General features: G+C 61.6%; 22 protein-coding genes and 2 pseudogenes. 20 read left to right on the forward strand and 4 right to left on the reverse strand.

Translation table 11 applies throughout. From position 1 onward, the window contains the following. Positions 1-53: 53 nt before the first annotated feature. Genes QO002_RS20620 through QO002_RS20640 form a run of 5 tightly spaced genes read left to right on the forward strand, consistent with a single transcriptional unit; the run spans position 54 to position 5,431 of the window. Complete coding sequence (locus tag QO002_RS20620) at positions 54-1,619, forward strand: ABC transporter substrate-binding protein (RefSeq protein WP_307233598.1); 1,566 nt, start codon at positions 54-56, stop codon at positions 1,617-1,619. A 42-nt stretch (positions 1,620-1,661) separates the two neighbouring features. Then, positions 1,662-2,639 (forward strand): ABC transporter permease, encoded by a 978-nt coding sequence (locus QO002_RS20625; RefSeq protein WP_307233599.1) that lies wholly within the window; start codon positions 1,662-1,664, stop codon positions 2,637-2,639. Between the two features lies 1 nt (position 2,640). Next, complete coding sequence (locus QO002_RS20630) at positions 2,641-3,474, forward strand: ABC transporter permease (protein ID WP_307233600.1); 834 nt, start codon at positions 2,641-2,643, stop codon at positions 3,472-3,474. Beyond that, on the forward strand, positions 3,471-4,445 hold the full coding sequence (locus tag QO002_RS20635) for an ABC transporter ATP-binding protein (RefSeq protein WP_307233601.1): 975 nt from the start codon (positions 3,471-3,473) through the stop codon (positions 4,443-4,445). The genes QO002_RS20630 and QO002_RS20635 overlap by 4 nt, the downstream gene beginning before the upstream one ends. Beyond that, entirely contained in the window at positions 4,445-5,431 is a 987-nt protein-coding gene (locus QO002_RS20640; RefSeq protein WP_307233602.1) for an oligopeptide/dipeptide ABC transporter ATP-binding protein, read from the forward strand. Before QO002_RS20635 ends, QO002_RS20640 begins: the two co-directional genes overlap by 1 nt. Here the strand turns inward: QO002_RS20640 and QO002_RS20645 are convergent. Further along, positions 5,413-6,219, reverse strand: coding sequence for a phosphate/phosphite/phosphonate ABC transporter substrate-binding protein (locus tag QO002_RS20645; protein ID WP_307233603.1), 807 nt, complete (start codon positions 6,217-6,219; stop codon positions 5,413-5,415). The two genes, QO002_RS20640 and QO002_RS20645, sit on opposite strands and share 19 nt — an antisense overlap. Positions 6,220-6,305: 86 nt before the next feature. Here QO002_RS20645 and QO002_RS20650 point away from each other — a divergent pair, with 86 nt between their 5' ends. Further along, positions 6,306-7,910, forward strand: a complete 1,605-nt coding sequence (locus QO002_RS20650) for an FAD-dependent oxidoreductase (protein ID WP_307233604.1) — start codon at positions 6,306-6,308, stop codon at positions 7,908-7,910. Further along, positions 7,910-8,230, forward strand: coding sequence for a 4Fe-4S binding protein (locus QO002_RS20655; RefSeq protein ID WP_307233605.1), 321 nt, complete (start codon positions 7,910-7,912; stop codon positions 8,228-8,230). The genes QO002_RS20650 and QO002_RS20655 overlap by 1 nt, the downstream gene beginning before the upstream one ends. 398 nt (positions 8,231-8,628) lie before the next feature. Here QO002_RS20655 and QO002_RS20660 read toward each other — a convergent pair. Both QO002_RS20660 and QO002_RS20665 read right to left on the reverse strand, forming a co-directional pair. Further along, positions 8,629-8,958, reverse strand: a pseudogene (locus tag QO002_RS20660) (aldo/keto reductase); the annotation flags it as partial. Then, positions 8,901-9,188 (reverse strand): hypothetical protein, encoded by a 288-nt coding sequence (locus QO002_RS20665; RefSeq protein ID WP_307233606.1) that lies wholly within the window; start codon positions 9,186-9,188, stop codon positions 8,901-8,903. The pseudogene QO002_RS20660 and the gene QO002_RS20665, both read right to left, overlap by 58 nt. 206 nt (positions 9,189-9,394) lie before the next feature. Here QO002_RS20665 and QO002_RS20670 point away from each other — a divergent pair, with 206 nt between their 5' ends. The 13 genes and pseudogenes from QO002_RS20670 (at position 9,395) to QO002_RS20730 (ending at position 21,777) form a co-directional block, all read left to right on the forward strand. Beyond that, complete coding sequence (locus QO002_RS20670) at positions 9,395-9,595, forward strand: hypothetical protein (protein ID WP_307233607.1); 201 nt, start codon at positions 9,395-9,397, stop codon at positions 9,593-9,595. Positions 9,596-9,626: 31 nt separating this feature from the next. Further along, the gene (rsgA, locus tag QO002_RS20675) at positions 9,627-10,649 is read left to right on the forward strand and encodes a ribosome small subunit-dependent GTPase A (RefSeq protein ID WP_307233608.1); all 1,023 of its coding nucleotides are present in this window, start codon (positions 9,627-9,629) and stop codon (positions 10,647-10,649) included. Positions 10,650-10,836: 187 nt separating this feature from the next. After that, positions 10,837-11,882: pseudogene (locus tag QO002_RS20680) on the forward strand (IS91 family transposase); the annotation flags it as partial. A 69-nt stretch (positions 11,883-11,951) separates the two neighbouring features. Further along, positions 11,952-12,149 carry a hypothetical protein gene (locus QO002_RS20685; RefSeq protein WP_307233609.1) on the forward strand — a complete coding sequence of 66 codons (198 nt, stop codon included), beginning with the start codon at positions 11,952-11,954 and terminating at the stop codon, positions 12,147-12,149. Positions 12,150-12,331: 182 nt separating this feature from the next. Then, positions 12,332-12,850, forward strand: a complete 519-nt coding sequence (locus QO002_RS20690; RefSeq protein ID WP_307233610.1) for an Lrp/AsnC family transcriptional regulator — start codon at positions 12,332-12,334, stop codon at positions 12,848-12,850. Further along, entirely contained in the window at positions 12,847-14,400 is a 1,554-nt protein-coding gene (locus tag QO002_RS20695) for a hydantoinase/oxoprolinase family protein (RefSeq protein WP_307233611.1), read from the forward strand. Before QO002_RS20690 ends, QO002_RS20695 begins: the two co-directional genes overlap by 4 nt. Beyond that, entirely contained in the window at positions 14,397-15,518 is a 1,122-nt protein-coding gene (locus tag QO002_RS20700) for a DUF917 domain-containing protein (RefSeq protein WP_307233612.1), read from the forward strand. The genes QO002_RS20695 and QO002_RS20700 overlap by 4 nt, the downstream gene beginning before the upstream one ends. Positions 15,519-15,575: 57 nt before the next feature. Continuing rightward, a complete protein-coding gene (locus tag QO002_RS20705) occupies positions 15,576-17,141 on the forward strand; it encodes an ABC transporter substrate-binding protein (RefSeq protein ID WP_307233613.1) in 1,566 nt (521 codons plus the stop codon). 19 nt (positions 17,142-17,160) lie between these two features. After that, positions 17,161-18,180: an ABC transporter permease gene (locus QO002_RS20710; RefSeq protein ID WP_307233614.1), complete on the forward strand. Its 1,020-nt coding sequence runs from the start codon at positions 17,161-17,163 to the stop codon at positions 18,178-18,180. Next, positions 18,180-19,019 (forward strand): ABC transporter permease, encoded by an 840-nt coding sequence (locus QO002_RS20715; RefSeq protein WP_307233615.1) that lies wholly within the window; start codon positions 18,180-18,182, stop codon positions 19,017-19,019. Before QO002_RS20710 ends, QO002_RS20715 begins: the two co-directional genes overlap by 1 nt. Continuing rightward, positions 19,006-19,959: an ABC transporter ATP-binding protein gene (locus QO002_RS20720; RefSeq protein WP_307233616.1), complete on the forward strand. Its 954-nt coding sequence runs from the start codon at positions 19,006-19,008 to the stop codon at positions 19,957-19,959. The genes QO002_RS20715 and QO002_RS20720 overlap by 14 nt, the downstream gene beginning before the upstream one ends. Then, a complete protein-coding gene (locus QO002_RS20725) occupies positions 19,952-20,743 on the forward strand; it encodes an ABC transporter ATP-binding protein (RefSeq protein ID WP_307233617.1) in 792 nt (263 codons plus the stop codon). The genes QO002_RS20720 and QO002_RS20725 overlap by 8 nt, the downstream gene beginning before the upstream one ends. 242 nt (positions 20,744-20,985) lie before the next feature. Next, the gene (locus tag QO002_RS20730; protein WP_307233618.1) at positions 20,986-21,777 is read left to right on the forward strand and encodes an SDR family NAD(P)-dependent oxidoreductase; all 792 of its coding nucleotides are present in this window, start codon (positions 20,986-20,988) and stop codon (positions 21,775-21,777) included. A 959-nt stretch (positions 21,778-22,736) separates the two neighbouring features. Here QO002_RS20730 and QO002_RS20735 read toward each other — a convergent pair. Next, positions 22,737-24,056 (reverse strand): glucoamylase family protein, encoded by a 1,320-nt coding sequence (locus QO002_RS20735; protein ID WP_307233619.1) that lies wholly within the window; start codon positions 24,054-24,056, stop codon positions 22,737-22,739. Positions 24,057-24,150 lie beyond the last annotated feature (94 nt).

Consider the following 24,150-nt stretch of genomic DNA (forward strand, 5'->3'; position numbering starts at 1 on the left):
TTGACGAGCGCCTTTTCCGGTTGAGAGGGCGCTCCAGACCGGAGGGAAATTCCATGACATTCAACCCCACGCGCCGACAGGTACTTGTCGGCGGCGCGTCCATCGCGACCATCGTCGCCTTTGGAGGCGTTCATCCCGCCGTCGCAAACGAGGACCGCACCAAGATTGCAGTTCGCGTCGAGAAGGACCTTTCCAATCTCGATCCCGCCAACCGTTCCGGCCCGGTCGATCTTAACGTGATCTGGTCGGTGCAGCAGGGCCTGATCTCGTTCAAGCCGGGCTCGACGGAATGGGAGCTCGACGCTGCAGAAGAGCTTGAACAGGTCAGCGACACCGAAATCCGCTTCAAGCTGCGCAGCGGCCTCGCCTTTACCGGCGGCTATGGCGACCTGACGGCCGAAGACGTGAAATTCTCCTTCGAGCGCTTCATCAAGCCGGATAGCGAAGGCAAGCCCGTTACCTACGCCAAGGATTGGTCCGCACTTGATCGCGTCGAAGTGACCGGCCCGCTCGAAGGCCGTATCATCCTGAAGAACCCAGCACCGGCGCTTTACACGATCGCGTTGGCCGATGGCTCTGGCCGTATTCTCTCGAAGAAGGCTTTCGAAGCCCTCGGAGAAAAGGCAATCGCCACGAAGTTGATCGGCAGCGGTCCTTACGTGCTCAAGGAATGGACCCCGCGCGAGCAGTTCGTCCTTGAAATCAACCCGGACTACAAGGGCGCGATCAAGCCGCACTTCCTTCAGATCGTCGGCAAGCCGATTGGCGAGCAGAAGACCGCCGAGATCGCCTTCCAGTCCGGCGAGATCGACTTCACCGCCATCGACCCGGAAAGCGGCAAGGCGTTGGCGGAATTGCCGGATGCGAGCGTGACGCAAATTCCGGCGATCGACTATGTCTGGTTCGGCCCCAACATCGAGAAGGCGCCATTCGACGATATCCGCGTGCGTCAGGCGCTTCGCTATGCCGTCGATATCGACGCGATCCTGCAGGGTGCCTATTCCGGCATCTATCCGCGGGCCAATTCGTTGCTGGCGCCGAGCCTGCTCGGCTACTGGAAAGACGCGCCGGTTCACGCCCGCGATCTGGAAAAAGCCCAGGCTCTCCTCGCAGAAGCCGGTCATGCCGATGGCTTCAAGACGAAGCTGACGATCGAAGCCAATGCCCGCTACGAGGCGATCGCCCAGATCATCCAGGCCAATCTGGCCGAAGTCGGCATCGAGGTGGAGATCGAGGCGCTGGAATCCGCAGCCTATTGGGCGCTCGGCGAAAATGATGCCAGCAAGGACCTCGAGTTGTCGCTGATCAAGTACAACGGCAAGTTCGACCCCGGCTTCCAGACACAGTGGTTCACCTCGGCGCAGGTTGGCCAGTGGAACTGGCAGCGCTGGAAGAGCGCCGATTTCGACGCGCTGCATGAAAAGGGTGGCGTCACCGTCGATCCGGCCGAGCGCGAGAAGATCTACATCGAGGCGCAGAAGCTGCTCGACGAATCCGCCGCCTTCATCTGGATCACCCACAATCTCAATGCCTTCGCCTCGCGAAAGTGGTTGAAGCCGGGCGTCCTGCCGAATGGCAACAACTGGCTTTACACGGCCTTTACGGAAGCGACGGCCTGATCCGGTGACTGACTTTGAAATGAAACACGGGGATGCGCTGCGATGAGGAGCGCGTCCCTCCAGATCCATCTCGCCTTCAAGCTGGCGACGGCGCTTCTCGCCGTTGCCGGCTCTGTCGTGCTTCTGATGGCGCTGACACGGCTGATCCCCGGCGACCCCGCGACCGTGATCCTGGGTTCACGCGCGACGCCCGAGGCCGTCGCAGCCCTCAACGCCCGCATCGGCCTCGACAAACCGCTGGTCGAGCAGGTCTTCGTCTTCTTCGGCCGGCTGGTTTCCGGCGATCTCGGGGAAGATGTCTTCAACGGCCGCCCGGTCCTTGCCCTCGTCGCCTCTGCCCTGCCGAACACGGTAGCGCTCGCGATTTCCGCCATGCTCTGTGCCATCGCGCTCGGCGTGCCGCTCGCTCTCCTCTCCGCGCGCTGGCCGGGCGGCAAGATCGATCGGCTGATCGCGTTCCTGAGCGTCGGCTTCATCTCGACGCCGAGTTTCGTCGTTTCGGTTTTCCTGCTGATGGTATTTTCCGTGACGCTGCGCTGGTTTCCGGTGCTGGGGGCCGGCGAAAGCGGCGATCTCGGGGACCAACTCTGGCATCTGGTATTGCCGACTGCAGCGCTCGCCGCCGGATGGGTGGGCTATATCGCCCGCCTGCTGCGTTCGTCGCTTTTGGAAGTGCTCGGGGAAAACCATATCCGTACGCTGCGTGCCTATGGTGTCAGCGAAACGAAGATCCTCGTGAAATACGCGCTGAAACCAGCGGTGCTGCCGACGGTCGCCGTGCTGGGCATGGGTTTCGGCGAACTGCTCGGCGGCGCGGTTTTTGCCGAGGTGATCTTTAACCGTCCCGGCCTCGGCTCGCTGATCTACGATGCGATCCGCACGCGTAACTATCCGGTGGTGCAGGGCGGCGTCTTCGTCATTGTGCTGCTTTATGTGCTCACCAATCTCGTTGCCGATCTGTCGCAAAGCCTGATCGATCCACGCGAGCGCTCTCGCCTCATCTCCGGCCGGGGGCAGTGATATGAACGTGCTCGCCGATCTCTCCCGCCGCCCCGGCGGCACTTTTGCGCTTTTTGCCGTGACGCTGCTCTGTCTGATCGCGATCGCTGCCCCGCTGATTGCGCCCTATGGGCCCAACGCCATTGCACCGGCCAACCGGCTCATGGACCCCTCGCTGCAACACTTACTCGGCACCGACCATCTCGGCCGCGATATCCTCAGCCGCCTGATTTTTGGCGCACGCGTTGCATTGGGCATATCGCTCTCGGTCATCGCCATTTCGCTGACGACCGGCGTCACGCTCGGCATAGCATCGGCGCTTTCACTGCGTGCTGTCGATTTCGTCATCGTCGGCATCTTCGACGTCGTCACCTCATTTCCGAGCATCATCCTTGCGCTGGCGCTGGTTGCCGTCTTCGGACCCGGCCTCGGCAATGTCGTGCTGCTGGTCAGCATCGTGTTCATTCCGCATTTCGGCCGCGTCGCCCGCGCCCAGACGATCGCCATCCGCAACAGCCCGTTCATCGAGGCCGAAAGGGTGCTCGGCGCGGAACCTTGGCGGGTGATCTTGCACCATGTCACGCCCAACATCATCGGCCCGATCTTCGTGCTCGCCTGCATGGACATCCCGGTCGTCATCACCATCGAGGCCGGTTTGAGCTTCCTCGGGCTTGGCGTACGTCCGCCGCTCGCCAGCTGGGGCAACCTCTTGAATGACGGCTACACCTATCTCGACCAGTCGCCCTGGCTCGCCACCTTTTCCGGCTTGGCGCTAATCCTCGCCACGCTCGGCTTTGCGCTGCTCGGCGAAGCTTTGCGCGACACGCTGGATCCGAAGCTGAGGAAAACCCTGTGACGGACACCCTCCTCACCATCGAAAACCTCAACGTCTCCTACCGTGGCGACGGGAACACAGCCCATATCCTCAATGGCGTCGATATCACCATCCGGCGCGGCCAATCCGTCGGCCTCGTCGGCGAAAGCGGCAGCGGCAAGTCGACGGTCGCCTTCGCCATGCTCGGCCTGCTCGCCGGCAATGCCGAGATTTCGGCTGATCGCGCCGCCTTCGACGGCCACGATACGAATTTAGCCAGCGACGAACCGACGGCCCTGCGCGGCACCGAGATCGCCATGATCTTTCAGGACCCCATGACGGCGCTGAACCCGATGTTCACCATCGGCGCCCAGCTCGTCGATATCCAGCGGCGGCGGTTTCCGAAGGAAAACCGGCGCAAGCTCTGGGCGCGGGCCGAAGCCGTGCTGGCCGATGTCGGCGTGCAGGATGCGGCTGATCGTATGCACTGCTATCCGCACGAGTTTTCCGGCGGCATGCGCCAGCGCGTGGTGATCGCCATGGCGCTTCTGGTCGAACCGAAGCTCTTGATCGCCGATGAGCCAACGACGGCGCTTGACGCCACAATCGAGGCGCAGGTGGTCGAGGTGCTGCATCGCCTGCGGCAAAAGACCGCCGCATCCATGCTGGTCGTCAGCCACAGCATGGGGCTGATCGCCGAACTCTGCGACAGCGTCATCGTCATGTATGCGGGAACGGTGGTGGAGAGCGGGCCGGTCGGCGACGTGCTGCATCGTCCGCGCCACCCCTATACCCGCGCGCTGCTTGACTGCGAGATCGATCCCTACGCCGCCTTCGATCCCTCGCAGGACCTTGCGACGATCCCCGGCAACGTGCCCGATCCCGCCCGTCGTCCCGAAGGCTGCATCTTTGCCGGCCGTTGTCCATCCCGCCACTATCGCTGTCGCGAAAGGCCGCCGCGCAGGCAGGTCGGCGGCGGACAGAGCTATTCCTGCTGGCTGGAGGCTGCCTGATGACCGCGACAGCCCTGACCCTCCCCGCACTTACCCTGAAAGATGCCGTGGTTCGCTACGACCGGCTGATAGCCGTCGATGGTGTTTCGCTGGAACTGCGACGCGGCGAGACGCTAGGCCTCGTCGGTGAAAGCGGTTGCGGAAAATCCTCCGTCGCCCGCGCCATCGTCGGGCTGCAGCCACTTGCGTCAGGTACGCTGACGATCGAGGGCGAGACGCTGCAGGACGTGCCGCCCAAGCGCCGCGGCGATCTGCAGCGCCGGATCCAGCTGCTGTTTCAGGACCCGGCCGCCTCGCTGTCACCACGCATGACGGTGCGCTCGCTCCTCGCCGAGCCGCTGAAAATCCGGAAACTCCACACACCTGAGAGCGCGGCACGGATCGTGGCGCTCGCGGAAAGCATCGGTCTCGGCGAACAGCTTCTGTCGCGCTATCCCCACCAGCTGAGCGGCGGGCAGGCGCGGCGCGTGGCGCTGGTGCGGGCGCTTGCCGCCGAACCCTCGATCATCGTCGCCGACGAACCGACAGCCGGCCTCGACATCTCCATCCAGGGCGAACTGCTCAACCTGCTTCGGGCTCTTCGCGATCGACTGGGGCTCAGCTACCTGTTGATCTCCCACAACCTCAATGTCGTTGGCCGCGTGACCGATCGCGTGGCGGTGATGTATCTCGGCCAGATCGTCGAAAGCGGGCCGACGGCCGCCTTGTTCCGCGATCCCGCGCATCCCTATACGCGGGCGCTGCTCTCGGCCAACTTGACGTTCGATCCCAGTCGCCGCCGCGAGCGCATCGTTCTGTCCGGCGAGCTGCCGAGCCCGAGCAACCCGCCGTCCGGCTGCCGCTTCCACAAACGCTGTCCGCTGGCCCAGCCGAGATGCGCAAGTGATATCCCCGCGCTTCAAGCCGGCGCGGATGGTCGCAACGTCGCCTGCCACTTCCAGCTTGCCGCGGAAGCGGTTGTCAGACCTCAGGCGATGGTGGGGTAACCTTGGTCAGCGGCCTCCCGATCCAGCTCCGCCAGCACTTCATAATCGGCATCGCCGAGCAGGCTGATGCCGCGCAGCGAGAGCGTGTCGCACACTGCGGCAAGCTCAGGATCGGCAATGGTTTCCGAGAGGGCGCGGCGCAGGATGATGAGGTCCTTGGGCGACGTCGCGGCGCCGGTGATGAACGGCAGGCCCGGTCCCCGGGGCGTCTCCGCGAGGATTCGTACGCCCGCGACACGATCGGGATCGAAACGCAGAGTATTGCCGAAGGTGACGCAATCGATCGCCGCGACATCCGCCTTCCCGCTCGAAACGGCATCGATGCTCGCCCGGTGGCCACCGGTCTCTTTGACCGAGGAGAAGAACCGGCCATCGACGGCATGCGGCGCCACGAAGGCCCGAAACAGGTTGTAGCCGGAATTGCTGCCGGGTTCATTGATGGCGGCCCGTGCGCCGCGCAGTTCCTCGATCGACTGCGCGGCCGAGTTGGCATTGACGATGATAAAGCTGCATTTCAGCGGTCCGTCACAACCATCAAGCCCATAAACCGGCGACGCCACCAGCTGCACCTTGCCGCGCAGATGCTGGACGTAAGGATATCCGCAGGTCTGGCCGAACAGCAGGTCGGGGCGCAGCCAGGCTTCGTCGTAGCGGACATCCTCGTCCAAAGCCTGTGGCGCATCGAGCCCAAAGCCACGAATGCGCTTCCCCAGCGCCTCCCAGAACAGCCGCGTAGCCTCCGCAACCGGGGCCGGGCTGACATACATGGCGAGACTGGCAAGCGACATCGGGAAGACTCCGGAAAAACAGTTCGAAAACCTATGCAATACATAGATTTAAACCGCAACGAAATTTCGTTGAAAGGATGCCTGCCATGAACACGTCCGCACAGGAAACCCGCCCTTCGTCAGCAACTGAGATCGCTTGCGACGTACTGGTCATCGGCGGCGGCCCCGCAGGATGCTGGGCGGCACTGGAAGCCTCGGGCGCCAAGGCCAGGGTCGTGCTGGTCGAGAAAGGCTACTGCGGCAGCTCCGGCGCGACGGCTTCGGCCGGCACCCAGATCTGGTATGTGCCGCCGGACCCGACTGAGCGCGAAGAAGCGATGGCAAGCCGCGAGGCGATGGGCGGCTATCTTTCCGAACGCTCCTGGATGGCGCCCGTTCTCGACAGGACCTATGAGAGCGTCAACCGGCTGGCGGACTGGGGCTACCCCTTCCCTGTCGATGACAGGGGCGAGCAGCAGCGCATCTCCGTGCAGGGGCCGGAATACATGCGGCTGTTGCGGCGGCGGGTGAAGAATGCCGGCGTCACCATTCTCGATCACCATCCCGCCACGCGACTGCTGACTAACGGCGGCGCCGTCGTCGGTGCAAGCGGCCTGCGCCGACAGGAAGGCGGGCAATGGACAGTGCGCGCCGGCGCAGTAATATTGGCGGCAGGCGGCTGCGCCTTTATGAGCAAGGCGCTCGGCTGCGACGTGCTGACCGGCGACGGTTACCTGATGGGCGCGGAAGCGGGCGCCGAGCTTTCCGGTATGGAATTCTCCTCGGCCTATGCCATCTCACCGGCCTTCGCCTCGATTACCAAGACAGCGCTCTATCGTTTTGCGCAGTTCTACCGCAAGGATCAGAGCGTGATCGAAGGCGCCGGCTCCGCCCGTGGCCGCTCGATTGTCGCCCGCACGCTGCTCTCCGAGCCCGTCTATGCCCGGCTCGATCTTGCCGAAACGGATGAGGTGAAGGCGATCCTGCGGCGCGCCCAGCCGAATTTCTTTGTGCCCTTCGACCGCCGCGGCATCGATCCGTTCACCGAGTTCTTCGAGGTTAAGCTTCGTCTTGAAGGCACGGTACGCGGCACCGGCGGTCTGCGGCTGACCGGCCTCGACTGCGCCACCACCGTTGCCGGGCTCTATGCTGCCGGCGACAACGCTACGCGCGAGCCGATCTGCGGCGGCTTCACCGGCGGTGGCAGCCACAACGCCGCCTGGGCGATTTCGACCGGCACCTATGCCGGCGCCTCCGCTGCCGCCTTTGCCCAGCAGAAGACCGGTGCGCTGGATATCCATACCCCTCAACCCCCATCGCGCGTCAGAGAAACGGTCATCGACCCCCAAGCCATCATCAAGGCGGTACAGGACGAAGTCTTCCCGCTCCACATCAACTATTTCCGCACCCATGCGGGCCTCACGGCATCGCTGGAGCGCCTTGACCGGCTTTGGGAGGAGATCGCCGCAGCAACGGTCGCGGACGAGAGCCAGATTCTGCAACTGCGCCAGGCACAGGCGATGACCGCCACCGCCCGCTTCATGTATCGCGCAGCACTTTCCCGCACGGAAAGCCGCGGCATGCACCGACGAGAAGACTTTCCCAAGCAAGACCCTGGCCAGCATCACCGACTGGTCGTTGGTGGCCTCGATACCATCACCGTCCGGCAAGAAACAATCGATCCCGGCGCCTACAGGGAGGCTGCGGAATAATGATCGAGGTTCTGGATACCGATACCTGCACGGACTGCAATCTCTGCGTCCAGGTCTGCCCGACCAATGTCTTCGAAGCCATACCGAACGGTCCGCCTCAAATCCTGCGGCAGGCATCCTGCCAAACCTGCTTCATGTGCGAGGCTTATTGCCCGGTGGATGCGCTCTATGTCGATCCAGACGCAGAACTCGTGCAGGGGCTGACGGTCGAAGGCGTGCGTGAAAACAATCTCTTCGGCAGCTACCGAAAGGCCATCGGCTGGCACAAGGAAACCCGTCACCGCCGCCATGTCGACGATCACTTCCGAATTCCCCAGTGAGTGGCCGCGATCGAATTCACGTGGCGGGCGTAGTACAGACACCGGGTGGTTCATTTTTCATGCACAGCCGCTCAAACAGAGGTCGGCCACGGCGTTAACAGCAAAGCCCCGGTGGTCGGCATTACAGGTTGCGCCTTTGCCCGCGCCACTGTCATGGCCGATGGGATACTGGCAGGTGGGGTTGTACTCCAAGGGTAGCGCGAGTTCGATGAAGGATCCTGCATCCACGCCATGCTTGGAAGAAAAGCCCAGACCAATGCAGACCGACCCAACTCAAAACCGTTGCGGCAGCGACGGCTTGTTTCCAGTGATCTCATCGATGCCTGCCAGAATTTCTGGTGTGAGTTTACTTTTGTTATCCAGCGCAGCGAGGTTGCCTTCCAATTGGCTCTTGCGCGAAGCCGCAGGCGTTTCAAGGCGGCATGCGCCGCCTCGGTTACGTGCTCGCGTGAAAGCCCTCGCTGCGTAGGCTTCTCTCCGCCCCAGAACACCTTGCTGGAAACAACGAAACTATCGCGGCTCCATCCGAGGGTCTTGAGTGCCTGTCCCATCACGATTTCGGAATTCCCGCTCTCGTAGCCCTCGGCATTGTCGAAAAAATTGATGCCGTTGTCATATGCGTGCGCCATCAAGCTTACGGCGTCGCTGCCGTCGACCTGCTTACCGAAAGTTACCCAGGAACCGAACGAAAATTCGCTGACCTTGAGGCCTGATTTTCCGCATTGGCGACCAGGTCTCCCGCGTCTCGACGATCGAAAATATTGACCTGAAAAAGGGGCGCAGTGGCAATCTGATTTTTGTTACAGTACGGCATCGTTACGCAACGGCTCGCGGCCGCACGCTCGATGAACGACAGGGTTCGCGGCCCCAGTGGAAATGCTGCGACCGGTTCCCGCGATGCGACGCTCTGCTGAAGGAAGGCATCTTTAGGCGGAATACAAGTTTCGTACAGGTTCATTTGTGTTCTCTCCCAAGACGACAAATTGCCCCTCTCTGCCGCCACCGGCAGTGACGAATAATTTGATCCGAGCGCAGCGAGACTTCAATAAAAAAAGATAATACAATCAAAAAACCCCGGCTGGGGACGCCGGGTGGCGAAACTCCGTGGTCGCGGCTGGCAATCACCTACGTTGGGAAACATTGGACCGAAACTGGAGATCATTTATGGTTTGGAAAACGCCAAAGTTTGACTACGTGAATGGGTATAAGATCATCGAAATCGATGGGCCTGCCTTCCAAGTTTCCGACGACGACGGTCCGTTGGGGGAGCCTTTCCCCTATTCCGGCGAGGCTGCTGCTTACGCGAACTCTTTGCCAAAGCGAGAACAGCAGCGTAACCAGATAGGAAGCCTGCGAAAACCATAAGCAAACTCCCTCAGCGAATGCGAAGCACAATTTGACAAACGCCCGTCTTCCCACATCCTTGGAACTGCTTGGTTGGTCTGACTTCTTCGCAGATCAGATAGAGCCTGCCGATGAAGACCTCGTGCCACGGCGCATCGCATCGGTCCACCGGGCACGCATCGAGGCGATCGGTGTCACGGGGTCGGTCGAGCTGGAGCTTCCAGCCAATGCCAACACGGCGGATTTTGCGGTGGGCGATTGGGTGCTAGCCGATCCTTCATCTGACATGTTTGTTCGCCGGCTCGATCGGAAAACCGTTTTTCAGAGACGTCCGGAGGTCGGACGTGGCCAGCAACTCGTTGCTGCCAACGTCGACACACTGTTGATCGTGACATCGTGCAATGCCGATTTCAATCCTGACCGGCTGGAACGTTACCTGATCATGGCCAACCAGGCAGGAAGCAAACCGGTAATCGTGCTGACAAAGGCTGACGCCACGGACGACGTTGGCCTGTTCCAGACGCAGGCCGAGGCTTTGCAGCGTGATCTGCCTGTCATTGCACTGAATGGACACTCCGCCGATGCAGGCTTTCTTTTGCGTTCCTGGTGCGGTGCTGGCCAAACGATCGCCCTTGTTGGATCCTCCGGGGTCGGAAAGTCGACGCTGGTGAACACGCTGACCGGCCCTGCATATGGCTCAAAGCAGAAAACCGGGAATATCCGCGAATATGATGCACAAGGCCGTCACACCACGACCGCGCGATCCCTGCATGCCATTCCCGGTGGCGGCTGGGTCATCGATACGCCAGGAATTAGGACGCTCTACGTCAGCGATATTACCGATGGCATCGACACATTTTTTGCCGACATCGTGGAACTGGCGCCGCTTTGCCGATTTCGTGATTGTACCCATTTGCACGAACCGGGCTGCGCAGTTCAGGCTGCTGTCAAAAACGGCACTTTCGCCGCCGAACGCGTTGAGCGGTGGCGAAGTCTTGTCCTTGAGAACCGGGATAGGACACCGACCATCAGCGGACCACGCGGCAACAAAAGTGTTCGCAAGAAGAAATACTAAAGGTCAGGACGCCTTGAACAGTCTCGAACCACCGATCATGTAATTTTCATTTTCTGTAATGAGAAATCGGCGCACAGCGACCGCCGACGACCTCCGCCGGTTCCAGATCGAGCAGCAGGAGGACGACGTTCCAGTTCCGACGATGAACAGCATCGTGTCGGCGCGACGGTTCTTCTTCACCCAAACCCTCGACCGCACTCAACTGAAGGTCATGTCGGCGGTCGAGAACTGCCGCACTGCTGCCCTCGGCGGTCACGTCGAGGCTTGCGAGGACTGCGGCCAGCGGCAGATCGCCTACAACTCCTGCCGCAATCGGCACTGTCTGAAGTGGGTGCAGCGGCACGGACATGGCTTGCCGAACGCGAAGCTGATCTGCTTCCAGTCGGCTACTTCCACGGCGTGTTCACGCTGCCGGCCGAGGCCGCCGGCATAGCGTTCCAGAACAAGGCGTTTGTCTATGACCTGCTGTTCAAGGCGGCGTCGGAGACGATGCTGACCATCGCGGCCGATCGCAAGCACATCGGCATCACCGCCGTGCTCCACACATGGGGATCGGCGATGACGCACCATCCGCATGTGCACATGATCGTGCCTGGCGGCGGCATCACGCCAGACGGAAGTCGATGGATATCATCGCGCCCGGCCTTCCTGCTTCCAGTACGCGTACTCAGCAAACTGTTTCGACGACTATTCCTCACTCGGCTGGTCGCTCTGCACGACGCCGCGCGGCTCAGCTTTTTTGGCGCACTTGCTCACCTCGCCGAGCGGCGGGCATTCTTGCGGCATCTGTCGCCGGTCCGAAAGAAACGCTGGGTGGTCTATGCGAAGGCGCCGTTCGCGGGTCCTGAGGCGGTTCTTGCCTATCTGTCGCGCTACACCCATCGGGTCGCGATCTCCAACAGCCGCCTCATCCGCTTCGACAAGGACAGCATCACCTTCCGCTACAAGGACTATCGCCGCGACAGCGCTGACCGTCAGCAGGTGATGACGCTCGCAACCGACGAGTTCATCCGCCGCTTCCTCATCCATGTCCTGCCGCGTGGCTTCCACCGCATTCGGCACTACGGCCTGCTCGCCGGCTCCGCCCGCAAGGCCAGCCTCGCGCTCGCGCGCGAACTGCTGAACGTCGCCGCGCCACCTGATGACGATACCCCAGACGAACCGGACAACTTCCGCCCGCCATGCCCATGCTGCGACGGACGCATGATTATCATCGAGATGTTCGAACGGTGAAGACAGCCGCGTGGACCGCCGAACAAAACCTCACCGAACCGGGAGACTGCCTCATGACCCGGCATTGGCATGGTCAAGACTTCAGTCGCAGGCGTCACGCCTCCGGCAACCGACCCGCATGCGACCGTGGCGATCATTGCCGCCGACACGGTCGCGGCAGCCGGGGCCGGGGCCGGGGCCGGAAATCCGCGCAGGCGCGCAAAGAAGCGACCTGCCCGTCATCCATCATCCCACTCCCTCACGGCGATCCTGGTACCGCGCACATGAGCCGAAGATTGAAATCTCCATAGCCTTCGACTGGGTCCGCGGGTTCCTTCCTCGGGGACTTTCGTACGCCTGTCTGGCACCTGCTCTCTGTGGAAATTTGTGTGCCGATTCGGAATAATTATGTTGACAAAATGCCGATTCGGAAACTAGCTTGCCTTTATCGCTAATCTCAGGAGGATGTGGTGGCAAACCGCGACGAACTGGACGATCTCGACCGCATAGTCGTTTCGATGTTGACGGAGGATGGGCGACTTTCCGCGTCGGAAATCGCTGGCCGAATCGGCAATGTTTCGGAACGGACCATCCGCAACCGGATCGCGGGGCTGCTGCAGAACCGGCACATCGTTATCGGCGCCATTCCCGATCCGACCGCGAGCAGTCGGGATGTTCAGGCGGACCTTTGGATCGATGTGGAGCCCGGCAAGGTCGATGAGGTCGCAGCGCAGCTCGGCGAATATGACGAGGTCGGCTATTTGGCGGCGGTTACCGGCCAGTACACGCTAACGGCCGCCATCTTTTTCAACACCAATGCCGAGCTTTTCGAATTCACCGAGAACGTGATCGGAAAAATTCCCGGGGTGCGCAAGGTCGTCACCCACATGATCCTGCGAATGTACAAGATCTACGGCACGCGCACGACCGCGTTGAGCCAGTCCACAACGGCAAACGGAGTGGCACGGCGCGCGAGGAGAACGAAATGACGAAGCAACTGCGGATCGGCGTCGATGTCGGCGGAACGAACACGGACGCGGCTTTGCTGCAGGGCGAGGAGGTTCTGTCGACGATCAAGACGGCAACGACCGCGAACGTCACCGACGGCGTTTCTTCCGCGATCCGGGCGGTGCTTTTGGCCGCCAGTGTCGCCAGCGACCGCGTCGGAGCGGTGATGATCGGCACGACGCATTTTCTCAATGCGCTAGTCGAACGCCGCCACCTGCAGCGTACCGGTATTCTCCGGCTGTGCGGGCCCGCCACTCGCGCCTTGCCGCCGATGATCGATTGGCCCGAGGATCTGCGGCTTGTCGTCGATGGTGGAGCGGCGCTTGTCGGGGGTGGCGTAAACTATGACGGTTCGTCCATCGCCCCCCTCGACACGGACGCGATCCGGCTGGCCTGTCGTGACTGGCGCGAGCGGGGCATCGGCGCCATCGCCATCTGCTCGGTGTTTGCGCTGGTCGATCCGCGCATGGAAATCGCCGCGGCGGAAATCGTCGCCGAGGAGGTGCCGGACGTTTCGGTCAGCCTGTCGCATCGCATCGGCAAAACCGGACTTTTGCAGCGCGAGAGTGCGACTATCCTCAATGCGAGCCTTCACCGCATCGGACACGAAACCGTCGCCGCCTTCCGCCATGCCTTCGGCGAGCTGGGATTGTCTTGCCCGCTCTATCTCACCCAGAACGACGGCACGCTGATGTCGGCGGAATACGCCGAACGCTTTCCAGTCTTCACGATGGCCTCCGGGCCGACCAACTCCATGCGCGGCGCGGCCTTCCTCACGGGTTTGAAAGATGCCGTGGTCATCGATATCGGCGGCACGACGACGGATATTGGCATGCTTGTTAGTGGCTTTCCCCGCAGTCGCGGCGAGGGCGCGACCGTTGCCGGCGTACGCACCAATTTCCGCGTGCCGGACGTTTTTTCCTTCGGGCTCGGCGGTGGCAGCCGCGTTCGCGATGGGGATGATTTGCGCATCGGCCCGGACTCCGTCGGCTTCCGCCTGCCGGAGAAGGCGCTCTGCTTCGGCGGCGACGAACTGACTGCGACGGATATTGCCGTTGCCGCGGGTCTGGTCGATCTCGGCGACAAGACCCGGCTGAAACATCTGGATCGCGCAGTAGTCAAGGCCGCCCTTAACAAGATGAAGCGGGATGTCGAAGCGGTTGTCGACCAGATGAAACCTGGACCCGACCCCATTCCGGCGATCCTCGTCGGTGGCGGATCCGTGCTGATCGACGGGTTCTTGGAGGGAACAAGCGTTTCCTTGCGTCCAGAGCATTTTGGCTCGGCCAATGCCATTGGCGCCGCGATCGCACAGGTTTCCGGCGAGGTGGACAACATCGTTTCGCTCGAAGGCCAGTCGCGCCAGTCGGCGGTGGAAGGGGTGATCGCTGAGGCGCGCCGCCGGGCGGTCGAAGCGGGCGCGGCGGAAGACACCGTCGTGCTGGCTGAAATCGATGAAACGCCGCTTTCCTATCTGCCGGGCAATGCCATGCGGATCGCGGCCAAAGTGGTAGGGGATCTGAACTCGTGACGTTTTGGAACTTGAAAGAAACCGATATCGATCGGATCGCGCTCGGGGTCGGTATTTTGGGAACGGGCGGCGGCGGCAACCCCTATCTGGCATCGCTGATGGCCAAGGCGCAATTGCTCCAGGGGCGGGAAATCAAGATGGTTCGTCCCGCCGATCTGGCTCCGGACGCGATGGTTCTTGCACTTGGCGGCATTGGCGCACCGACGGTCGGCATCGAGAAAATCGAAGAGGGCGATGAGGGCGTGCGGGTTCTTCATGCCATGGAAAGGCTGATCGGTCGCCGGATCGATGCCGTCATGGCGGATGAAATTGGTGGTGGAAACGGTATTGCGCCGATGATCACCGCGGCGAAACTCGGTCTGCCCGTGGTGGATGCTGACGGGATGGGGCGAGCCTTTCCCGAAGTGCAGATGACGACTTTCTTCATCAACGGTCAGTCCACCGCGCCGACGGCGCTCGCCGATGCGTCCGGCAACGTGGTTATCGTCTCGCAAGCAACCAGCCCGGAAATGCTGGAAAAGCTGATGCGCGCGGGCACGGTGGCAATGGGCTGCACAGCGCACATGGGCACGGCGCCGATGAGCGGCGATTTCGTGCGCCGCTTCGGTGTGCCGCACACGGTCAGCCAATCCTGGCGGCTTGGCGACACGGTCCTGAACGCGCGGGCCAAAAAGACGAACCCGGTCGCAGCGGTGCTTGAGCAGGAAGGCGGAGCCCTGCTTCTCCAAGGCAAGGTGGTCGATATCGGCCGCAAGATCGAGGGTGGCTTTGTGCGTGGGCGACTGACGGTTGCCGGTCTCGGCACATTTTCCGGCCGTTTGCTGGAGGTCGATATCCAAAATGAATACCTGGTCGCTCGCGAAGAGGGAAAGATCCTCTCGATGGTGCCGGACCTGATCTGTATCATGGACAGCGAAACCGGCCGGCCGGTTTCCACCGAGGAGCAGCGTTATGGCCTGCGTGTCAGCGTCATCGCCATTCCGTCGCCGTCGCTATTGCGAACCGAGCTGGCGCTCGCTTCCGTCGGACCACGCGCCTTCGGCTACGACTTCGATTTTGTGCCGCGCGGGCAGCCAACAGTCGCCCGTCCGGTCGAAGCGTACGGCCTCCAAAAATAAAGCTTGATACCACGAAAAGGGAGCTGCGAGAACGCCGGCTCCGAGGGGAGAACAGTGATGAAGCGTCGAGATTTTCTTAAAACCGCCAGCTTGACCGCCTTGGCATTCGCAGCACCGTTGCGGTGGAGCGAGGCCCTGGCCGAGGATGGCCAGCGCATCTTTACCCTGGCCTATCCCGCCGGCTTTCCGGATCTCGACCCGGCCACATCATTCTCGAACGACGGCGCGGTGCTGGCTAATGCCTACGAGACCCTGACGCGCTACGTTCCCGGTTTCGACGGCGCCGATGCCAGGATCGAGCCGCTTCTGGCAGAAAGCTGGGAGTCTTCGGCCGACGGCCTCGCCTGGACCTTCAAATTGCGCAAGGGCGTGAGGTTCCACGACGGCGCGGAACTGACCGCGGAAGCGGTTAAGGCATCGATCGAGCGGACCAAGAAAATCGGTGGCGGCGCTTCCTTCATTTGGGCTCCTGTCGAAACGATCGAGACACCGGATGCGACGACCGTGAAGCTGCGCCTTTCCGGGGCGCAGCCGATGGACGTCGCGGCAGCCGCCGGCTTTGCCGCTTGGATTTATAGCCCGGCCGCGATGGACAAGGACAACGCCTGGTTCAACGCCGGCAACAGCGCCGGTACCGGTCCCTACAAGATCGAACGCTATGAGCCCGGCCAACGTGCGATCCTGACGCGCCACGATGGCTATTGGGGCGGATGGGCGGAAGGTGCCTTCGACAAGGTCGTTTTCGAGATTACCGAAGACACCGTGCTTGCCCAGAGCAAGATCGAAAATGGCGAAGTGGATTGGACATACGGCCTTTCCTACGACAATCTCGAAGGCCTGAAGGCGCGGGACGATTTGAAAGTCGTCGTCAATCCGTCTTTCGAAACCCTTGTCGGCATGTTCAACACGCGGCGGGCGCCGCTCGACAATCCGAAGGTCCGACAGGCATTGGCCATCGCATTCCCCTATGACGACGTCATCGCCGCCGGAACCGCGGGGTTCGGCACGCGTGCCAAGGGCGCCATTCCTCCCGGTATCTGGGGCCACGACCCCGACGCACCAGTCCCCGCGACCGATATCGAGAAGGCGCGGGCGTTGCTCGCCGAAGCCGGTGTCGCCGAAGGGCTGGAACTCTCTCTCACCTATGCGACCGGCGATGCGCTGGAGGCGGTGGCCGGCGAATTGTGGAAGGCGAACCTCGAACAATTGGGCATTACTCTCACTTTGCAGCCCATGGCCTGGGAGGCCCAGTGGCAATTGGCGAAGGCCGATCCGACGGCGGCGCAGGATATCTTCCTGATGTACTGGTGGCCGACATTTGTGACCCCTTACGACTACCTGTTCAATCTTTTCCACTCGGAAAAGGCACCGAACTACAATCTCGGCTACTATGCGAACCCCGCGTTCGACACGCTGATCGATGATGCGAACACGCTGTCGGCGACCGATCGGCCCGGCGCCGAGGCCTCCTTCAAGAAGGCGCAGCGCATCCTGATCGATGAGGCGGCGGCGGTCTTCATCGTCGACAAGCCCAATGTCCACATCATTCGCTCCGACGTCAAAAACTATGTCGACAATCCAGCCTATGGCCATGTGACGTTCGTCCACGAAATGAGCCGCTGAAGCGGAGAAGGAGGGCGGCATGCACTTGATACGCTACTTGTTACGACGGGCCGTTCTTTCTGTCTTCGTCGTACTCGGGGTCACGTTTCTGGTCTTCGTCGTCGCGCAGGTCGTGCCGTCCGACCCAGCCGCGCTTTACGCCGGTCCTCGGCCGACGGCCGCGCAGATCGAGGTGGCGCGCAAGACACTAGCCCTGGATGCACCGCTCTACGAGCGGTTCATCGCCTTCTCGGCCCACATGGCTACGGGAGAATTTGGCGTCTCCTACAAGTCCCGCCGGCTGATCGCGGACGATCTCTCGGTGTTCCTACCGGCGACACTTGAACTCGCGGTGTTTTCCACCGTGCTTGCGCTCCTCATCGGCGTGCCGGCCGGCGTCCTGGCCGCCGCGGGGCGTGGCGGCTTTTGCGATCGCTTGGGTGGGCTCGGCTCGATTGCCACCGTGGCAATGCCCACCTTCTTTCTTGCGATGCTGCTGCAAGCGTTTTTTGCTCAGTGGCTGGGCGTTCTGCCGCTTTCGGGACGATTGTCCAAGGAGTTCGCAGTCCTTGCGCCCTTCCCTTCAGTTACCGGTTTCAATCTGGTGGACTCCCTGCTGGCAGGAAGCCCCGCGGCATTCGTCGATGCGCTGCTGCATCTGGTACTGCCGGCTCTGACGCTCGCCAGCTATCCGGCGGGCATCGCCATGCGGCTGACCCGATCGGCGATGATCGAAATCCTGCAGCGGCGGCACATCATCGCCGCTCGGGCGCTCGGATTGTCCGAGCCGCGCATTCTTTTCGGACACGCGCTGCCAAACGCGATGGGGCCGGCACTCACGGTTGTCGGGCTAAGCTTTGCTTATGCGCTGACGGGAGCCGTTCTTGTCGAGATCATTTTCGCCTGGCCGGGCCTTGGCCGCTACGTCTCAGAAGCCATCCTGTCCAAGGATTTTCCGGTCATAGCGGCGGCCGCTCTGGTGGTGACGATTTGTTATGTCGCAATGAATCTGCTGATCGACCTGGCACAGGCGGTCTTTGATCCGAGGGTGGCTCTCTGATGCGCAAATTACTCAATCGGCTCGGTTGGGCTGGCTCCGCCAGTCTCGCCATCATTGGTTTGGTTCTCCTCCTGGCAGTGTTCGCACCGGCGGTCGCACCCTTTCCGGAACAGGGGCTGGGCGCGCCGAACATCGCCAGCAAGTTTGCGCCGCCATCGTTCGAGCATTGGCTTGGCGCCGACCATCTCGGCCGCGATATGGTAAGCCGGGTCATCTATGGCGCGCGGGTGTCAATGACGACCGGCTTCCTGATCGTGGCGCTTTCCCTTGCGATCGGACTGCCGGTTGGCCTACTGGCCGGCTATTTCGGCGGCTGGGTCGATGATGCGCTGATGCGCGTCACGGACGTCTTCCTGGCCTTTCCCGCGTTGCTACTTGCCGTTTTGATGGCGGCAGCGATGGGGGCAGGCATGGTCAACTCGACCATCGCCGTCGCCATCACTTGGTGGCCGTGGTACGCGCGACTGGCGCGCGCCGAAGTTTTGGTGTTGCGCGGGCAACCCTACGTCGAGGCAGCAAGGGTGATGGGTGTTTCCCACGCCAGGATCATCCTTCGGCACATTTTGCCGAGCGCAAGCGGCCCGCTCGCGGTTCAGGCCGCGCTCGACTTCGGCCCGGCGTTGTTGACGGCATCGGCTCTGTCATTTCTCGGTCTCGGCATCCTGCCGCCGACTGCCGACTGGGGACAAATGGTCAATGCCGGCCGCGCGTTCTTCCCACTTCGCTGGTGGTATGCAACAGCCCCAGGCGTGACGATCTTCCTGCTCGCACTGGCATTTTCGGTGCTGGGTGACGCATTGCGTGGCGGCGACGGAGGGCAGGCCGATGTCGCTCGTTGAAGTCCAGGGCCTGTCGATCAGCTTCGGTAGCCTCCGCCAGCCTATCCATGCGGTCCGGCATCTCGATCTGTCAATCGAACGGGGTACTATCCACGGACTGATTGGCGAGTCCGGCTGCGGCAAGACAATTTCCGGCATGGCCCTCCTCGGTTTATTGCCTCAAAGCGCCCATGTCGCCGCCGAGGCCTTCAGCTTCGATGGGCTGAACCTTCTCGATGTGGCGAAAAGCCTGCGTGGTCGGCGTATCGCCATGATCTCGCAGGACCCCGCCGCCGCGCTAAATCCAGTGCTGAGGATCGGCCGGCAAATGGATGACGTGCTGCGGAGCCACACCGGCTTGCCGCGCTTTCAGCGTCGCGCTCAGGCCGAGGAACTGTTGGCCGCCACCGGTCTGCCCGATCCGAGACGGGTGCTGAACAGCTATCCGCACCAGCTTTCGGGCGGCATGCAGCAGCGTGTCGTCATCGCGCAGGCCCTGGCCACCGGCGCAGACTTCATCATCGCCGACGAGCCGACCACCGCGCTCGACGTGACCGTCGGCGCGCAGGTGCTGGCGCTGTTGCAACGGCTTGTTCGCGAACGCGCGCTGACGGTGCTGATGATCACACACGACATGGACGTGATCGCGGAATGTTGCGACAGCGCCACCGTGCTCTACGCTGGATATACCGTGGAGACAGGGCCAACGGACGACCTGCTGGCCAAGCCCCGCCACCCCTATTCACAGGCCCTGCTGGCCGCGCTGCCGGACGCCGTCGCAAAGGGCGGGAAGCTGGCTTCGATCGAAGGCCATTTTCCGCCGCCCTTCACCGCCATAGGAGGTTGCGCGTTTGCGCCCCGCTGTTCCAAGGCGCTGGCGATCTGTCACGAGGCGAAACCGCCGCGGCATGGCTGTATCGACCATAGCTGGACATGCCATCTGGAGCCCCATCATGGATGAGCCTTTGCTGCGGATACGCGATCTGGTGGTGCGCTATCGTCGCACAAGCCTGTTCTCAAATCCACCGCCACCGGCCGTCGGCTCGATCAGCCTCGATCTTGCAACTGGCACGACGCTCGGCCTCGTGGGCGAATCCGGTTCGGGCAAGAGCAGCCTGCTGCGGGCCATCCTGCGTCTAATCCCAGTGGAGAGCGGAACGATCCGGCTGGATGGCAACGACTGGCTCGCCTTGCCGGAAAAGGAACTGCGAGAGCACCGCCGCGCAATCGGCGTCGTCTCCCAGAACCCCTTCCTGTCGCTCAGTCCCCGGCTAACGATCGCCGAAATCCTGGCCGAGCCGATAACGGCCCAGACAGGTGTTCCGCTCAGCAAGGTGAAGGAGCGCTCCGCCGACACGCTGGAGCGGTGCGGGCTCCCCGGCGATTTTCTAACCCGGCGGGCGCGACAACTATCCGGCGGGCAAGCCCAGCGCGTCGCCATCGCCAGGGCGCTGATGCTGCGCCCGAAACTCCTTATCCTGGACGAGCCGACCTCAGCGCTCGACATCTCCGTCCAGGCGCAAATCCTCAACCTTCTCGCCGATCTCAAGCAAGAGTTCGGACTGTCAATGCTGTTCGTCACCCATAACCTCAAGGTTGTTCAGCACGTCTCCGACACCCTTATCGTCATGCGCGGCGGTCGCGTCGTCGAAGCCGGACCGACCGAACAGGTGTCCAGGGAGCCGGCCGAGGACTACACGCGCCAACTGATGGGATATGGCGGGCGCCGGCAGATCGTCGCCTGATCCGCAGAAAACCGTGCCTATCATCATCGACCGACAGTACGATTTCCTATAGACCACGGACTTTCGCCCGGCAGGGCTACGCCCCCCCGCGTCGCGCCATCCTCCCCCGGTCAACCGGCTCATCGCAGCCTACCGGGACGCCGGCATCCTGATCATTCACATCCGGCAGGGAACTGCGTGGGCTGTTGCAAGACCGACCGCCAGTTCATACGTTCTCCGTTCAACCTCAGAAGGAGCTGCAGATGCAGATCGACCTCGCAGGTAAGACCGCTCTGATTACCGGATCCACCGAAGGCATCGGCTACGCAATCGCCCGCCAACTCTCGCGAGCTGGCGCGGACGTGGTGATCAATGGACGGTCTGAAGAAAAGACCGCTAAGGCCGCCGAGCGCCTGGAAGGTGAAGGCGCCGTGGGCACCGTAGCCGCCGTCGCAGCCGATGTCGCTACCGCCGAAGGGTGTGAGGCTCTCATCGCGAAGGTTCCTCAGGTCGATATCCTGATCAACAATGCGGGCATCTTCCAGCCGCTCGATTTCTTCGAGGCGAGCGACGAGGTCTGGGATCGTCATTGGCAGGTCAACGTGATGTCGGCCGTCAGGCTTTCGCGTGCCTACCTTCCGGGCATGCAGAACCTCGACTGGGGTCGCGTCATCTTCATCGCATCGGAATCCGGTTTCAACATTCCGGTGGAGATGATTCACTATGGCGTTAGCAAGACCGCCGATATCGCGGTTGCCCGCGGGCTGGCCAAGCGCATGGCGGGCACGGGCGTCACCGTGAACTCGGTTCTCCCCGGCCCAACACTGTCTGAAGGCGTCGAGGCGATGCTAGCTGAAGAGCGTGAAAAGACGGGCAAGCCGATCGAGGAGGTCGCGGCGGACTTCGTCAAGAAACATCGTGGCAGTTCGATTATTCAACGCGCGGCAAGCGTCGAGGAAATCGCCAACCTCGTAACCTATTTGGCCTCGCCTTTAGCATCCGCGACGACAGGGGCTTCCATGCGCGTGGACGGAGGTCTGATCGACACGCTCTGACGGTGAACCCTCCCCTGCCAGTCGGCAATAAGACGTCTCTGCGTGCACGATAAATGTGAAAATCGATGCGCGGGTTCGAATACCCGCTCTTTTTCTATGCCTAAAGAGGCCTAGGACCAATCGACATTCTCTGCATCCAGATCATTGCGGCGGTGAGATAGGCGAAGCCTGAGAAATGAATGGTTCTTCGGTCGTAGGGCGTTGCGCCGGAAGTGCTTCATTCGGTTGAAGCACCACTCGATACCGTTGCGATGTTTGTTAGTCGAGCACATCGTGCGGAATGATGATCTTGCGGGCGCGGTTTGCCGGATCACCGCCTTGGCCGCCATAGCAGCGATGACGGAACGAAAGGCGTTGCTGTCATAGGCTTTGTCGGCAAAAACGGCATCGCCGCTCTGGCCTCACGCCGCTGGCATTTCCCACGATTGTCACGCCATACGGTATCGCCGCCGTCATCGTTTTCGCGACGTTAGCCGGGGGGCAGCCATGCAGAAAGCCTCACCGTGGCCGCCATAGTGTCAGTGATCCTGGCGCTGGACTGGGTAGCTATGATGTTCGCGGAGACTATTCTGCGGTGGGTCGGAACGTCTCTTCAAGTACCGGCTGTGGTCCTCGGGGTTACGCAGGCTGCACTCGGTTTGCGGGTCATACCGCATAGTTTAAGTATGATAATCCTCTAATACCCGCCTCGGGCCGACAGAAGAAGAAGCGAAATCACGCCTGCAGATGAAGAACACGAGAGAGAAATGACATTGGGCTCTCTACGGCTCGAAAAGATATTGCATCTGCTCTCCGAGCTATCGATAACCTGCGTCATCATCGGAAAGACAGATATCCCGCGCGATCGATACCAAGCCGTCCTCGAATACGGTGAGACTGGCCGGTGGACTCGGACCCTAAACTGACTTTGACCTTTGCAGCCGATAACAGGTTCGAAAAACAACGACGCGTCGGCCAACCTACAGCCACCCTCCGGTGAACCCCGCGCGTCGCAACCCTGCCACGATCGGTCCGCATCGCCGGACAATATTCCAGATCAGTCCGGTCCTGTAGTTTTCGATCATCAAGACAACCGGCCCCTGGTCAATGCCGAAGTGATAAGGACTTATCCAACATCCGGTCGAATTGTCCTCCACCGCATTCGTCAAGTTGAACGACGGCTTGAAACCGTAAAGCCGGGTCATGCCCAGGTCCATTCGGGCAAAATTGCGAACTGTCGGCACCACTATCTCCGGTGCAAACGGCAACGACGCCACGACGACCCATGGCGCAACGGTCCCGTCATCGGGTCCGAAGGGAGCACCACGCGCGACGTAGTCAAAGAACTCCCGCTCGATACCGTCTATCGTCCGCTTGCCCCAGCCGGGGCCATCGCACGCCGTGAAGCCCCAACAATGCTCCCCATACCCGGCAAATCCCATCGGATTGCGAATTGCGTATTCCTGCTGCACGTACGTTGCATGGCGAGTATTTTCGAAATAATCGCTGTCGTGCCGGCGCATGAAGTCGTCGCGAATGCCACGAAAATCAATCCACATGTGCGAGAACTGGTGGGTAAAGAGAGGCCCTGAATAGAGCAACTCACGGCCGTAGATGTTTCGCCATTCGTAGGTTTCGGTGTAGGCGGCAAAGCTTTCACGGGGCAATGGATAGGTGGGAGATCCCAGCCCCAGAATGTAAAGCAGCAAGCCCTCGTCGTAGCCGCGCCAACGGTAGGGGATGAACCCGCTTTCCGGCCGCCAGCCATGTGTCAATGTGGGACCGATATTGCATGCCCACCTCCAATCGGCGCGTTCATAGAGCGCCGTTGCAAGGCGACGGATTTCTGCCTCATCGGCTGAAGCTTCATCGAAATAGGTCGCACAGGTGAGAGCGCCAGCGAACAGAAACGCCGAATCGATGGTAGACAACTCGCACTGCCAGACGCGGCGTCCGGTTTCGATATCCAGAAAATGATAAAAGAAACCTTTGTAGCCGGATGAATCCGGTTCAGGCCCCTGCGGACAGGCCATTAAAAACCTAAGTCTGTCTCGCGTGATTTTTGCCGCGAATTCGCGGATAATGATCCCACGTTCTACAACGACAGGGATCGTAGCCAAGGCCATGCCGATCGCTGCGATGCTTGCCGGGGCTTTTGGCTCCGTTTTATCGCGGACCAACCCATTGTCGGGGTTCGTGCAGTGCAGATAATATAACAGGGTCGTGAATTGCAGCCGGGCGAGGTCCTGGTCCGTTGGCAAACGGTCGAGATCGGCGTCCGTGGAAAACAGTTCCGGCATGATCGCTAACCAACCAATACGTGGATTTCGCGCGTGAGTCCGCCTTCGGCAAGCCGGACCCCCTCGTTCACTAGGGGGTTCATCGCCCAGCGTC

It is taken from the genome of Pararhizobium capsulatum DSM 1112 (assembly GCF_030814475.1).
GTDB lineage: Bacteria > Pseudomonadota > Alphaproteobacteria > Rhizobiales > Rhizobiaceae > Pararhizobium > Pararhizobium capsulatum.

Bases quoted from the DNA above. Each gene is read 5' to 3' on its own strand.
- QO002_RS20620 (WP_307233598.1), top strand. From the start codon at position 54: ATGACATTCAACCCCACGCGCCGACAGGTACTTGTCGGCGGCGCGTCC.
- QO002_RS20625 (WP_307233599.1), top strand. From the start codon at position 1,662: ATGAGGAGCGCGTCCCTCCAGATCCATCTCGCCTTCAAGCTGGCGACG.
- QO002_RS20630 (WP_307233600.1), top strand. From the start codon at position 2,641: ATGAACGTGCTCGCCGATCTCTCCCGCCGCCCCGGCGGCACTTTTGCG.
- QO002_RS20640 (WP_307233602.1), top strand. From the start codon at position 4,445: ATGACCGCGACAGCCCTGACCCTCCCCGCACTTACCCTGAAAGATGCC.
- QO002_RS20645 (WP_307233603.1), bottom strand. From the start codon at position 6,219: ATGTCGCTTGCCAGTCTCGCCATGTATGTCAGCCCGGCCCCGGTTGCG.
- QO002_RS20650 (WP_307233604.1), top strand. From the start codon at position 6,306: ATGAACACGTCCGCACAGGAAACCCGCCCTTCGTCAGCAACTGAGATC.
- QO002_RS20655 (WP_307233605.1), top strand. From the start codon at position 7,910: ATGATCGAGGTTCTGGATACCGATACCTGCACGGACTGCAATCTCTGC.
- QO002_RS20665 (WP_307233606.1), bottom strand. From the start codon at position 9,188: ATGAACCTGTACGAAACTTGTATTCCGCCTAAAGATGCCTTCCTTCAG.
- QO002_RS20670 (WP_307233607.1), top strand. From the start codon at position 9,395: ATGGTTTGGAAAACGCCAAAGTTTGACTACGTGAATGGGTATAAGATC.
- QO002_RS20685 (WP_307233609.1), top strand. From the start codon at position 11,952: ATGGTCAAGACTTCAGTCGCAGGCGTCACGCCTCCGGCAACCGACCCG.
- QO002_RS20695 (WP_307233611.1), top strand. From the start codon at position 12,847: ATGACGAAGCAACTGCGGATCGGCGTCGATGTCGGCGGAACGAACACG.
- QO002_RS20705 (WP_307233613.1), top strand. From the start codon at position 15,576: ATGAAGCGTCGAGATTTTCTTAAAACCGCCAGCTTGACCGCCTTGGCA.
- QO002_RS20710 (WP_307233614.1), top strand. From the start codon at position 17,161: ATGCACTTGATACGCTACTTGTTACGACGGGCCGTTCTTTCTGTCTTC.
- QO002_RS20715 (WP_307233615.1), top strand. From the start codon at position 18,180: ATGCGCAAATTACTCAATCGGCTCGGTTGGGCTGGCTCCGCCAGTCTC.
- QO002_RS20720 (WP_307233616.1), top strand. From the start codon at position 19,006: ATGTCGCTCGTTGAAGTCCAGGGCCTGTCGATCAGCTTCGGTAGCCTC.
- QO002_RS20725 (WP_307233617.1), top strand. From the start codon at position 19,952: ATGGATGAGCCTTTGCTGCGGATACGCGATCTGGTGGTGCGCTATCGT.
- QO002_RS20730 (WP_307233618.1), top strand. From the start codon at position 20,986: ATGCAGATCGACCTCGCAGGTAAGACCGCTCTGATTACCGGATCCACC.
- QO002_RS20735 (WP_307233619.1), bottom strand. From the start codon at position 24,056: ATGCCGGAACTGTTTTCCACGGACGCCGATCTCGACCGTTTGCCAACG.